The 12,550-nt window shown below is 41.4% G+C and carries 11 protein-coding genes; 6 read left to right on the forward strand and 5 right to left on the reverse strand.

Translation table 11 applies throughout. The annotated features are described in order from the left end of the window. Nucleotides 1-2: 2 nt before the first annotated feature. Nucleotides 3-341 carry a PTS lactose/cellobiose transporter subunit IIA gene (locus tag AC6HVZ_RS08985; RefSeq protein WP_497557810.1) on the forward strand — a complete coding sequence of 113 codons (339 nt, stop codon included), beginning with the start codon at nt 3-5 and terminating at the stop codon, nt 339-341. After that, on the forward strand, nt 341-646 hold the full coding sequence (locus AC6HVZ_RS08990) for a PTS sugar transporter subunit IIB (protein ID WP_497557811.1): 306 nt from the start codon (nt 341-343) through the stop codon (nt 644-646). The genes AC6HVZ_RS08985 and AC6HVZ_RS08990 overlap by 1 nt, the downstream gene beginning before the upstream one ends. A 419-nt stretch (nt 647-1,065) precedes the next feature. Here AC6HVZ_RS08990 and AC6HVZ_RS08995 read toward each other — a convergent pair whose 3' ends face one another. From AC6HVZ_RS08995 to AC6HVZ_RS09005, 3 genes are all read right to left on the reverse strand, one after another. Then, the gene (locus AC6HVZ_RS08995) at nt 1,066-1,503 is read right to left on the reverse strand and encodes a threonine/serine exporter family protein (protein WP_497557812.1); all 438 of its coding nucleotides are present in this window, start codon (nt 1,501-1,503) and stop codon (nt 1,066-1,068) included. A 20-nt stretch (nt 1,504-1,523) separates the two neighbouring features. After that, a complete protein-coding gene (locus tag AC6HVZ_RS09000; RefSeq protein WP_497557893.1) occupies nt 1,524-2,267 on the reverse strand; it encodes a threonine/serine exporter family protein in 744 nt (247 codons plus the stop codon). Nucleotides 2,268-2,804: 537 nt separating this feature from the next. Then, nucleotides 2,805-3,236: a DUF2935 domain-containing protein gene (locus AC6HVZ_RS09005; protein ID WP_497557813.1), complete on the reverse strand. Its 432-nt coding sequence runs from the start codon at nt 3,234-3,236 to the stop codon at nt 2,805-2,807. 310 nt (nt 3,237-3,546) lie between these two features. Between AC6HVZ_RS09005 and AC6HVZ_RS09010 the strand changes: the two genes are divergently transcribed. From AC6HVZ_RS09010 to AC6HVZ_RS09020, 3 genes are all read left to right on the forward strand, one after another. Then, nucleotides 3,547-4,281, forward strand: coding sequence for an ABC transporter ATP-binding protein (locus AC6HVZ_RS09010; protein ID WP_497557814.1), 735 nt, complete (start codon nt 3,547-3,549; stop codon nt 4,279-4,281). Beyond that, on the forward strand, nt 4,282-5,298 hold the full coding sequence (locus tag AC6HVZ_RS09015; protein ID WP_497557815.1) for an ABC transporter permease: 1,017 nt from the start codon (nt 4,282-4,284) through the stop codon (nt 5,296-5,298). It abuts the gene before it with no gap. Nucleotides 5,299-6,351: 1,053 nt separating this feature from the next. Further along, the gene (locus AC6HVZ_RS09020; protein WP_497557816.1) at nt 6,352-7,020 is read left to right on the forward strand and encodes a TetR/AcrR family transcriptional regulator; all 669 of its coding nucleotides are present in this window, start codon (nt 6,352-6,354) and stop codon (nt 7,018-7,020) included. Nucleotides 7,021-7,393: 373 nt separating this feature from the next. On the opposite strand, the gene AC6HVZ_RS09025 is transcribed toward AC6HVZ_RS09020, so the two are convergent. Continuing rightward, complete coding sequence (locus AC6HVZ_RS09025) at nt 7,394-7,801, reverse strand: hypothetical protein (RefSeq protein ID WP_497557817.1); 408 nt, start codon at nt 7,799-7,801, stop codon at nt 7,394-7,396. Nucleotides 7,802-8,020: 219 nt separating this feature from the next. After that, nucleotides 8,021-8,197, reverse strand: coding sequence for a hypothetical protein (locus tag AC6HVZ_RS09030; protein WP_497557818.1), 177 nt, complete (start codon nt 8,195-8,197; stop codon nt 8,021-8,023). A 457-nt stretch (nt 8,198-8,654) separates the two neighbouring features. Here AC6HVZ_RS09030 and AC6HVZ_RS09035 point away from each other — a divergent pair, with 457 nt between their 5' ends. Next, nucleotides 8,655-12,425: a S8 family serine peptidase gene (locus AC6HVZ_RS09035; protein WP_497557819.1), complete on the forward strand. Its 3,771-nt coding sequence runs from the start codon at nt 8,655-8,657 to the stop codon at nt 12,423-12,425. Nucleotides 12,426-12,550: the final 125 nt, after the last annotated feature.

The following is a 12,550-nucleotide window of genomic DNA, read 5'->3' on the forward strand; positions in this document are numbered from 1 at the left end:
GAATGACCACAACAACTGAAGAAATGCAAATGCTTTCATTTAACATTATCTTGCATGCAGGAAATGCACGCTCCAATGCGATGGAAGCAATTGCCCTTGCGAAAGTATATAAATTCATGGATGCCAATGAAAAAATAGAGGAAGCAGATAAAGAATTTGCTGAAGCGCATCTTTTTCAAACCAAATTATTGCAAGCGGAAGCGAATGGTGAGAAAAACGATATAACTGTCATTCTGATCCATGCACAGGATCATCTAATGACTGCAATGACAGTTAAAGATCTTGCTATTGAAATGATCGATATGTATCAAAAAATGCAAACCATGGAGGGGGAGAAATAATGAAAATTATTCTTGTATGTTCAGCAGGAATGTCTACATCGATGCTTGTTAAAAAAATGAAAGCAGCTGCAGAAGCAAGAAATTTAACTACAGAAATAGAAGCGGTGGCAGAATCCCAGCTGAAAAATAATTTAGAAAATCTGGATGTCGTGTTAATCGGCCCGCAAGTACGCTATCTTGAGAAAAAAATTCGAGAACAAGTAGAGCCAAAAGGAATTAAAGTAGATGTAATCAATCAAATGGCATATGGTATGATTCAGGGTGATAAAGTATTGGACCAAGCAATGGAGTTAAAAAATAATTAATTTTAAAAAGGCTTGCACGATGGTGTAAGCCTTTCCGTTCTACTAAGTAATCGCTCGTCATTAAGTCGCAACACTTCAACCAGGCACAAGCAGCTGTCCGAACTTGAACTGATCGAGTTTAAACTCGCATAACCCAGCCTGAACCAGCGTTTTAGAAGCGCAAAAACTTGCGCTAAATAAGCTCATAAACCTGCACTAAAGAAGCCGAGAAGCGGGCACAAGCAGCTGTCCGATTATGCGAGGGCAGTAGTGTAAAGATGTGCGTCATCCGCTTAAAGCTGTGCTAAACCAGTCCAACCAGACCAAAAGAGCTCGAACCAGCGTGTCAGCAGTGCAAAAACTCGCACTAAATAAGCTCGCAACCCCGCACGGAACGAGCCGAAATTCGCGTAACCAAATTCACCACTTCTCCTGCCACACTACCCCTTAACCGGAAATTTCTTCACCACCTGATTGATAACCTCAGAAAACATAAGTCCAATCGCAATCCCTCCAGCTAACAGCATCACCTTCGCAGACAGCTGTACTGCGGTAAGATAATCATTTTCCACAAAGTGGCGCATGGCATCATAGGCGATTCCACCCGGGACGAGGGGGATGATTCCCGACACGTTGAAAATAATGATTGGTTTTTTATATAGTTTGGCGCAGATTTGACTCAGCACCGCAACAAGCATTGCAGCAAAAATCGTAGCTGGAACAACGTCCATACCTTGAAGGGTGAGCACATAATACAAAATCCAGCCGAACATTCCAACAAGTCCACATTGAATAAGCGCTTGCCTTGGTGCATTAAAAAGCACTCCGAACCCGGCAGAAGCGATAAAACTTGTGATCAGCTGTGCTGCAATCATCATACCATTCCCCTCCTTCCAATTTATACAAAAGCAAAAATAACCGCGACGCCTGCACCGATCGCAAAGGCAGTTAAAGCAGCTTCAACCCCTTTGGACATCCCTGCAACGAGATGTCCCGCCATCAGATCACGAACGGCATTCGTAATATGTAGCCCAGGCACCAGTGGCATGACAGCGCCGATAATAATTCTATCAAGCGCATGGCCAAATCCATTGTTGATAAAAATAAATGCTGTAACCCCGATAATAAAACTGCCGAAAAATTCTGCCATGAAACGGATTTCCACTAACCGCTCAAATCCAAGCATCCCGGCAAATCCAAGCCCACCAGCTATAAATGCAGGGATGAAATCAGGCCAGGTGCCACCAAACATAATGGCAAAGCTTCCACTGACAAATGCTGCAGCGATCATTTGCATCCAGCCCGGGAAAGTGAGTTTAGCGTCTCCAATTCCCTTCAAAAGCCTAAGTGCTTCTTTCATTTCAAGCTCACCAGCAGTTATTTGACGTGAGACGGTATTTACTTCCGCTATTTTATGTAAATCATTGGATCGATTGGAAATCCGAATAAAATGAGTGTCTGCAGCCATATCGCTGGAAAAATTTATTCCTGTAGGTGTCGCATAGCTCTGAACATTCTTTACCCCATAAGCAATAGCAATCCGATTCATCGTATCTTCTACCCGATAGGTTTCTGCACCACTCTGCAGCATGATTTTTCCAGCCAGCATACAAACCTTTGCCACCAATGTTTGTTCCTTCAATGTAGACACCTACTTTCCTTCGTTATAAGTTGTAAAAAAGTCTGATTCAATCACATTTTGCGGGGAGAGGTTGGATCAGTTTGTTTATTCGGAATCGGTATAATGTGTATTTAAAGAAACAAACCTATTAATTTCCCCGTACTTTATGAAAGATCCAAAAAACTGATAAAAATGACAGATAAAGATCAGTGATTTCTACGAAGTACCGACAATTCCTTGAAAAAGAATACCACTTTTTCTCACGAGCTATGAGTTAAAGGAAGGATCACGAGCTGTGAGTTCAAGGGAGTATCCCCTTCTCCTGTGTTGAACGCAGGTGTCATTACAGCACGTTAGAAGATCACCCCTCAAAGCTACTTCCCTGTTTCAACGCACAGGACGCGCAAATGTCGGCGCCTGTAAACAGGATTTCTGTGACTTTAGCCGATCTCGATCCTGTTCTTCCCTTTTCGAACACGTTATATAAGCATATTATAAGCTCTCCCGCCAATGATTCAACTAAAAAGTGCTTCTCCATGAGGAAGAAGCACTTTTGAATCAATGATGCTGTTCATATAAAATGGTCTGGGCAATCCCGATGAAATATTCCGACTCATCAACGATATGATCAATCACCACCCTCGCTGTTGGATTACCAGCAGCAGCCTTGCTTTCGGTTTTTACCTGGCGACAAAACTGTGTAAATGCAACACTTTCCTGCAAGCAAAACGTTACAAGCTCAAGCACCTGCTGATAAAGCTGTGGGGAAAGCTGATTATTACTGCGGATCACTGACTCTACATACCTTTTCACCTGCTGATGGGTCGTGTTCAGAACCTCCTCCCAATGCTTCAGTGCATCCACATATTTCTTCTCCAAATCCGTCATGAGCTCCCGCATGACGACAGTATGCTCCGCTTCCTGCTCCTTCCAAAACTCCGCCTCATCCAGTACCCGTAGTGGCATCTGACTTCCATAATAAAATTGCATATCCAGTCCCCCGTTGTCTAAATGGACTCTTTCTCAAAGCCAATGATACAACTAGCTAAGCTCATCTAGAATTAGAAATCAATCTAGTTTCTTTGCAGCTTAAAGAGCGTTTCCGTTAATAAACCGAAACCATTTTCTCGTATCTATCACCCTTTTTGAGGAAGAGCCTATAATTGTCCATTAATATATATGCATGGATAACAGGATTGATTCAAGGAAATATAAGATCTTTACAAAGGAGATTATATCAATTACTATTGAAGTGAGTACTCACTCATTATAAAAATAATAAAACGAGGAGGTTTTTTGCATGGTTGATCTTGTGAAATTATCTAATGTTCAGCATCGTTTTGATAAGGAAGAAGTACTGAAAGAAGTAAATTTAAATATTACGTCTGGCCGACTATTTGGCTTACTAGGTCCCTCTGGTTCTGGAAAAACGACATTGGTGAAAATAATGATCGGGCTGCTTAACCCTACGCATGGAATGATTTCGATTGATAACACAAAAATGCCATCACTAAAACAGTTGCAACAAATTGGATATATGGCACAAAATGATGCATTGTACAGTGAGTTAACAGGGAGGCAAAATCTTGAATTTTTTGCCAGTATTTATGGAATTCCAAAAAAGGAACGCACAAAGCGTGTCCAGGAAGTGGCGAAAATTGTCAACTTAGTCGATCAGCTGAATAAAACATTGGAACACTATTCGGGAGGAATGAAACGCCGGATGTCACTTGCGATTGCTCTCTTGCACCGTCCAACCTTACTCATCCTTGATGAACCGACCGTTGGGATTGATCCGGTCCTTCGTGCATCAATCTGGAAGGATTTGAAAGAAATTCAGAAATCAGGTACGACCATTATTATCACAACACATGTCATGGATGAAGCAGAAAAGTGTGATGAACTGGCTCTGCTACGTGATGGCTATGTGATTGCAAAAGGGAGTCCGGATGAACTGAAGGAACAAAGTAAATCGGAAACTCTTGAAGAGGCATTTTTATACTTCGGAAAAAATGAGCAAGTGGGGGTTAGATAAATGAGAGTAAATGCGATTATAAAACGAATTGTACAGGAACTGCTTGGAGATAAGCGAAGCATTGCTCTCATGCTGCTCGCACCAATATTTGTAATGACATTACTATGGCTTGTTCTGGATATGGAGGAATATCAGCCAACCATAGCGCTAACAGCTGTTCCTAGTCAGATTCAGGAGGTATTTAAGGAACAGGATGCTTCTTTTACGGAAATGACGACAGAAGAAGCGAAGGATGCTTTGCAACGACAGCAAGTCGATGCCTATTTTGCCTGGGAAAATACAGCATTGAACATAACCATGGAAGGAAGCGACCCAACAGCAACCTCTGCTGTTCAACGGGTTTTAAATGAAGCATCTAAGCAATTGAATCCCAATACATTACAGGCAGATTTGAATTTTCTTTATGGATCAACAGACGTCAATTTATTCGATAATGTTGGACCAGTACTCATCGGCTTTTTCGTATTCTTTTTTACCTTCATTATTGGCGGAGTTTCATTTCTCAGAGAACGGACGCAAGGAACCCTGGAGCGGCTCCTGGCAACACCGTTAAAGCGTTGGGAAATTGTTATCGGTTATTTGAGCGGATTTGGGATTTTTATTATTATCCAATCCATCATTGTTGCAGCGTTTTCTATTTATGTCCTGGATATTTATATGGCAGGATCCTATCTTGCCGTACTTTTCATTGCAATCTTGCTTGCAATAACAGCATTAAGCCTTGGAACACTTTTATCAGCATATGCCAAAAATGAATTTCAAATGATCCAATTCATCCCCATTGTCATTGTTCCACAGGTTTTCTTTGCAGGAATTTTTCATACAGAATCGATTGCCTGGCTTGATGCAATTGGAAAAGTAATGCCATTATATTACGGAGCAAATGCCTTAAAGGAAATTATGATTCGCGGGCAGCAGCTTGCAGATGTATGGGGAGATATTGGGATACTGATTAGTTTTTCTGTCGTATTTATAATTCTCAATGTGCTAGCTTTGAAGCGGCATCGGAAGTTATAATGACTTTGGATTTGTGCTACTCACGGACAACCCAGGGCAACATTAGGTTCAAACTGTCCAAGAGAGTGCTACTCACGGACAACCCAGGGCAACATCGAGCTGAAACTGTCCAAGAGAGTGCTTTTCACGGACAACCCAGAGCAACATTAGGGTCAAATTGTCCAAGAGAGCGCTTCTCACGGACAAAATAGAGTAATTTTAGGCTTTAATTGTCCATGAGAGCGCTTCTCACGGACAAAACGGAGCAACATAAGGTTCAACCTGTCCATGAGAGCGCTTCTCACGGACAAACCGGAGCAACATTAGGTTCGAACTGTCCAAGAGAGTGTTTCTCACGGACAAACCAGAGTAACATTAAGTTCAACCTGTCTATGAGAGCGCTTCTCACGGACAAACCGGAGCAACATAAGGTTCGAACTGTCCAAGAGAGTGCTTCTCACGGACAAACCGGAGCAAAATTAGGTTCGAACTGTCTATGAGAGCGCTTCTCACGGACAAACCCGAGCAACATAAGGCTCAACCTGTCCATGAGAGCGCTTCTCACGGGCAAACCGGAGCAACATAAGGCTCAACCTGTCCATGAGAGCGCTTCTCACGGACAAAGCAGAGCAACATTAGGTTCGAACTGTCCAAGAGAGTGTTTCTCACGGACAAACCGGAGTAACATTAAGTTCAACCTGTCTATAAGAGCGCTTCTCACGGACAAAACGGAGCAACATAAGGTTCAACCTGTCCATGAGAGCGCTTCTCACGGACAAACCCGAGCAGCATTAGGGTCAAACTGTCTATGAGAGCGCTTCTCACGGGCAAACCGGAGCAACATAAGGCTCAACCTGTCCATGAGAGCGCTTCTCACGGACAAACCCGAGTAATATTAAGCTGAAACTGTCCATGATAACTATAAAAAATGTTACTATTTTCCAAAAGCTTAGATCTTTGTTTGGTCTGGCTTATTGATATTTAGATTATCCATTAAAATCAGCTTTTCCAGCGTCCTGGATGTTGTACAGAATGATGGTAAACAGATGAATAACCTATCAGGGAGGATTAGAAATGTCTGAACAAGATCAATCCATCTATAAGCAAATGATCGATACACTTGACGAATCAGAAAATATGACACCAAAGCAAGTGAAAATATTGGAAGCAGCAATTAAAATTATTTCCGAAAAAGGGTACTACAACACATCAACAAGTGAAATTGCCAGGCTAGCAGGTGTCGCTGAAGGAACTATATTCCGCCATTACCGAACAAAGAAGGATTTGCTAGTATCGATTATTACACCAGTAATTACGAATTTTTCCGCACCTCTTTTTGCTGAAAAATTTGTAGATCAGGTGTTCAGAAAATCTCATAGGAATTTCGAGGATTTCTTGTATGCATTTATTAAAAATAGATTCGAATTTGCTAAAGCCAATGTACCACTTGTGAAAATTCTGCTGCAGGAATTGGCTTTCCACCCCGAAATTCAGGCGTCCTATAAAAAAGTATTTGCTGAAAAAGTATACCCTGCAATTAATAATGTGCTGGATTACTATAAAGAAAAAGGGGAGATCAAAGAACAGCCCAACCTGTCAATTATACGATTGCTCGCACCAACTGTACTGGGCTTTCTGATTACCCGCTTCCTCCTGCAACCTGATCTAGAATGGGATGATGATCAGGAGATTGAACGAACTGTAGAGTTTATAATGCAGGGAATTGGAAACGCGGAGGAGTAGTTTTTTAGTTAGGATAGAGCTAGTTTATTGTGGGAAATTGAGAGATATAACAGCTAAATGCCACTCAACTCTTGACTTCGCTAAAAAAGTGATATACCGCTGATAAAATCGATATTTGTGCTGATGGTTGAGAGATAGGAGTGTGAAGTTGAGAGACAAGCGCATGAAGTTGAGAGACAAGCGCTGAAAGTTGAGAGACAAGCGCTGAAAGTTGAGAGACAAGCGCTGAAAGTTGAGAGAAACTAGCGAAAAGTTGAGAGATAAATGGAAAAAAGCATTTATCTCTCAACTTTGCCAGGAAGTCTCTCAACACTGCCCGAATATCTCTCAACTTTGCCTATCTGCCGCTGCTGCCCAAGTCTCCAACAATAATCTACAGTATCATCATAAACAGACTAACAAGCGCAATTATCGGAATAGCCATCGCAATTGGGATGCTCACCATGGCAAATGAATGGATTGTCTCTTTTGCTTCCGGTTCGACCCCAACATTTTTTTGCAGAAAGATGAAAAATGCTGCGAATGCCATTGTAAAGATGACGATGATTCCAGGTATGTATAATTCCTCTACGCTCGAAACGGCTGACACTTCCATGAATCCCCAGATAATGAGTAATATTGGAATGGCTTCACTCAAGGCAACCCCGATCATAAAGCGTGATTGAATCTTTTCGCGCTGACTCGGATCCTCTTTTAATTTTTCCATATTTACTTTAAATAGAACTAAAATAGGAATAACAGCAAGAACAGCTGCAACAATGAAAATATATTGTGCAGGCATCTTATAGCCTCCTTCATAATATGTACTACTGAAATAGTAGCATAGCGGTTGTAGTCTCTCAACGGAAACTATTAAGCTGTTTGTGTGAAGCTTTGCTCGGAAGCCTTATTATACTAGTATATCTGGCACTCTACTTTTATAGTTTCTGGAATGAATCGCCAGCCTGTTAGTTCCGGCAACTTCAGACTTCACAACCGAATTTACTAAAAGTCACTAGCATTAACTACCAAAACCCTTCCATACCTTAGCTAAAAAAACATCCAACATCCAAAAAATCATTCCAAAGCTTATCTGAAAGCCATCAAAAAACTTTCTGAAAACCACGGCAAAACCACCGGAAAACCACGGCAAAACCACGGTAAAACCACCCAAAGATCCTCCTGAAAACCCATCCACCATCATACATCCAAAAATTTATTCAAGAAACCACCATAAAACCAATTCAAATTAGATAACATCCAAAACAAAAACCCATCCAAAGTACCTATTAATCTATTAATTCAACTAGGTGAAAGCAGCTCAAATAAGTCTATTTTTGGCAAAAATAAGACTATTTACCTAATACATTTTAGCAAATTTTGCGTGAACTTGTCGAAACAATTAGAAAACTAAAACTATCTATCTATGACTATTGACTCTAGTTACACTATGAAATTTTTAATATGATTAAATATATCTGAATATTAAGACTCAGAACTTTTCGGTGGAGAGGGGGAATTTTTCTATATTTTAGCAGTGAAGAAAGTATATCCATATTTCTTTACGGCCAAGTGCGGGGTTTGACATCGCTTAGTAATCTAAAGCGAATGCCAAGTTTTCAAGGTAACCATCCATTAAATCGAGGGGGAGTTTTATGTTAAAAAGAATTGCTATTCTATTTTTGGCAGTATTGCTGGCACTCGGCAATTTTACCTATGCCAGTGCAATGGGGGTACAATCACTGCCGGATAGTCTACAGAAGAAAGTAAATCCAACAAAGGAAAAATTGGAAGATACCACAGACCCGGAAGAGGAATTAAGGGTTATCGTGGAAATGAACGAAGAAGCGCCAATTATTAAAGCAACAAAGCAGGGCGTAACATATGACAAGCTGCAAAAATCTGAAAAGAAAAAGCTTGAAACAGCAGCGAAAGCAAAACAAAAAGCTGTAAAAGATAATATGAAAAACAAACAGGTCAACGCTAAATTTTTACAGGAATTTACCACAGTAGTGAATGGATTTAGTGCTGAAGTAAAGCAAAAGGATATTGAAACGATTAAAGCACTTCCGGACGTTAAAATGGTACATATCGTTAATGAATATGAACGTCCCATTGCTAAACCGGAAATGAAATACAGTAAAGAATTGGTAGAGGCGCAAAAAGCGTGGCGTGATTATGGCTATAAAGGTGAGGGAATGGTTGTTGGAATCATTGATACGGGAATTGACCCATCTCACCAGGACATGATCCTATCAGACAATGAAACGGCAAAACTCACAGAGGAATCCGTGAACCAAACTGTTGCAGATGAAGGTCTGCCAGGTCAATTTTACACGGAAAAAGTTCCCTATGGCTACAACTACATGGATGAAAATGATGAAATTCGTGAAATCCATGCAGAAGCAAACTACCATGGGATGCATGTGGCTGGAACAGTTGGAGCAAATGGAGATGAAGAAAATGGCGGTATTTTAGGGATTGCTCCTGAAGCACAGCTGTTGGCATTAAAGGTTTTTGGAAATGACCCGGAATTCCAATCAACCTATGGGGATATTTATATTAAGGCAATTGATGATGCAATCAAGTTAGGTGCTGATGTATTAAATATGAGTCTTGGTGCAACAGCAGGTTTTGTTGATCCTGAATCTCCGGAACAGCAAGCGATAAAACGTGCAGTGGATAATGGCGTTCTAATGTCTATTTCTGCAGGGAATTCAGCGCTGTTCGCAGATGGCTACTATTATCCATTAGTAACCAATCCTGATTATGGTGTCGTAGGGTCACCGGGAGTTTCCTATGAGTCATTGCAGGTAGCTTCCTATGAAAATACGTTTATGGGTGTCGATGCATTAGAGGTAACCATTGATGGGGAAACGAATACATCTGCTTTCCTTTCAGCAGGTGCTGTGCATCCAAATGATGTGGCGCAGAAGTCATATGAGTTAATAGAAGCAGGACTTGGTTATCCTGAGGATTTCGAAGATCAGGATGTTGCAGGAAAATATGCACTGATTCAGCGTGGTGAATTAGCGTTTACGGATAAAGCATTGAATGCGCAGGCTGCCGGAGCTGAAGGTGTCATTATTTACAATAATACAGACGGTGTCGTTAATATGGCAACAGATCCTGCGATTACGATTCCGCAGCTGTTTATGTTAAAAAGTGATGGGGACAAACTTGCTGCGGCGATTAACAATGGACAAGCAGTAGCAATCGAATTTACAGGTGGATCAACTACGATTGATAACCCGGCAGCTGGTGAAATGAGTGCCTTTAGTTCTTGGGGATTAACACCAGACCTTGATTTCAAACCGGAAATAACTGCACCAGGCGGACAAATTTTATCAACATTAAATGATAACGAGTATGGGCTGATGAGTGGTACATCCATGGCTGCTCCTCATGTGTCAGGTGGTAGTGCACTCATACTTGAGCGAGTGGATCAGGAATTTGGCTATGACGGTGCAGATCGGGTAAATCTTACCAAAAATATAATGTTGAACACAGCAAAACAGGTTGAATTTGACGGAGCCCTTGTATCACCACGTCGTCAGGGTGCTGGGATGATGCAGCTTCATGCAGCATTATCAACACCCGTTGTTGTAACTGAATCAACTACAAATGAGGCAAAGGTTGCGTTAAAAGAAGTAACAGATAATCAGGTGACATTTGAATTAACAGCTGAAAACTTCTCCGATGAAGCTGTAACGTATGATGTGGAAGCAAATGTGCAAACAGATAGCCCGGTAAATGCTGGGGAGGAGTTTGTTGTAGCACCGAATATGTTTGGTGCATTTGATCTGGAGGGCATGGCAACAGCTACTATAAATGGAGAAGAAGTCAGCTCCATTGAAGTTCCAGCAAATGGCACGACAGCTGTAACTGTAACGATTGATGTAAGTGGAGTAGATGCGGAACTTACATCCTATTTCACAAATGGTTACTGGCTGGAAGGTTTCGTTACCTTGACAGACCCAACAGACATCAATCCAAAACTGACTGTTCCATATGTTGGTTTTAAAGGCGAATGGGACAGTGCGCCCATATTTGATACTCCAATATGGGAAGCCGATACGTATTATGGCATGACAGGTGTTGTTACGTCACTAGGGGAGGATAGTTTCGGATTCTTGGGTGAAGACCTGGTAACAGGAGCAATTGACCCTGAGAAAATTGCCTTCTCACCAAATGAGGATGGCGTGCAGGATGATGCCTTAATGATCCTGTCGTTGCTCAGAAATGCAAGCGAAGCAAAATTTAATGTGTTGGATGAAAATGAAGAGGTTGTTCGAACCATTGCACTCGAATCTAATTTAAGAAAGAACTATTATGACAGTGGATTGGCACCAATGTACTCCTTGGATGGATCACGTGCATGGGATGGAAAAGTGAATGGTAAGGTAGCGGACGAGGGACAATACTACTTGCAGGTTGAAGGAGTTATTGACTTTGAAGATGCTGAGTGGCAGTCCGTAACTGTTCCGGTATTGCTTGATACAACAGCACCCGAATTGGCAGCAACAATTAATGCTGAACAGGTAGTTACAGTAGACGCTGCAGATACTGCTGATGGAAGTGGACTAGCTTATTGGGATGTATTAGTTGACGGTGAATCCGTGCTGGAAGAGCCATATGTTGAAGGCGAAACAGAGCATCAATTGGTAGATGTAGATGAGGATCAAACCATTACTGTTGTCGCAGTTGATTTTGCTGGTAATGCAGTGGAAGAAGAGGCAGTGGAAGAGGTGGAGGAAGACGTGACCGTGCCAAATCTTCGCCTGTTAACACCTGAATTCCTTGGTGTGGAAACTAGTAAAGAAGTAGAATTCACCGGATATGTAACAGATGAATCCGGTGTTAAAGAGGTAACAGTTGACGGCAAGAAAGCAGAGCTTGTCTATAATGAAGCGGAGGAACGTTATGATTTTTCCTTAACTGTTAAGCATAAAAAAGACGGCTACTATTTCCACCACATTAAAGCAGTGGATAATGCTGGAAATGAGACGGAAATTGGTCGCAGATATTTTGTCGATACGGAAAAAGCCAAGCTGAAAGTGAAATCAAAAGGTCCTAAGAAAGTTGATTCTGATACCATTACACTTCACGCAGACATCAAGGACAACTTTGATGACATCAAACTGTATGTGAATGGAAATCATGTTTATAAAAACGAGCTATCCCAGCCATATGGAATGAATCGCTTCAAGGAAACCATTGAAGTAGAAGTGGATCTGGAAGATGGAGAAAATGTATTCGAATTTAAAGTCGTCGATCTCGGCGGACATGAAACGGTTGATGAAATCGTAATTGAGAAGCGGGATAAAGGAAATGGAAATGGTAATGGAAATTGGAAAGACAGAATCGGCGGTTTTTTTGAAAGAGTTTGGTCGTTTATTGGAGGCCTTTGGGGATTTTTTGGATAAGGGTTGAGATGGAGTAAACCTTTTAAATAGGAGCTAGCATCTGATGGTGGGTGCTGGCTTAGTAAGAAGCTGTCGGGCCGTGGTGCTCGGCAGCTTTATTTGTATTGTATGAGTTTTCTGGAAAG

This window comes from Oceanobacillus sp. NCCP-135, assembly GCF_059698015.1.

What these genes read in the sequence shown, in the direction of transcription:
- AC6HVZ_RS08995 (WP_497557812.1), bottom strand. Translation starts at nt 1,503, where the DNA reads ATGATGATTGCAGCACAGCTGATCACAAGTTTTATCGCTTCTGCCGGG.
- AC6HVZ_RS08990 (WP_497557811.1), top strand. Translation starts at nt 341, where the DNA reads ATGAAAATTATTCTTGTATGTTCAGCAGGAATGTCTACATCGATGCTT.
- AC6HVZ_RS09025 (WP_497557817.1), bottom strand. Translation starts at nt 7,801, where the DNA reads ATGCCTGCACAATATATTTTCATTGTTGCAGCTGTTCTTGCTGTTATT.
- AC6HVZ_RS08985 (WP_497557810.1), top strand. Translation starts at nt 3, where the DNA reads ATGACCACAACAACTGAAGAAATGCAAATGCTTTCATTTAACATTATC.
- AC6HVZ_RS09020 (WP_497557816.1), top strand. Translation starts at nt 6,352, where the DNA reads ATGTCTGAACAAGATCAATCCATCTATAAGCAAATGATCGATACACTT.
- AC6HVZ_RS09005 (WP_497557813.1), bottom strand. Translation starts at nt 3,236, where the DNA reads ATGCAATTTTATTATGGAAGTCAGATGCCACTACGGGTACTGGATGAG.
- AC6HVZ_RS09035 (WP_497557819.1), top strand. Translation starts at nt 8,655, where the DNA reads ATGTTAAAAAGAATTGCTATTCTATTTTTGGCAGTATTGCTGGCACTC.
- AC6HVZ_RS09015 (WP_497557815.1), top strand. Translation starts at nt 4,282, where the DNA reads ATGAGAGTAAATGCGATTATAAAACGAATTGTACAGGAACTGCTTGGA.
- AC6HVZ_RS09010 (WP_497557814.1), top strand. Translation starts at nt 3,547, where the DNA reads ATGGTTGATCTTGTGAAATTATCTAATGTTCAGCATCGTTTTGATAAG.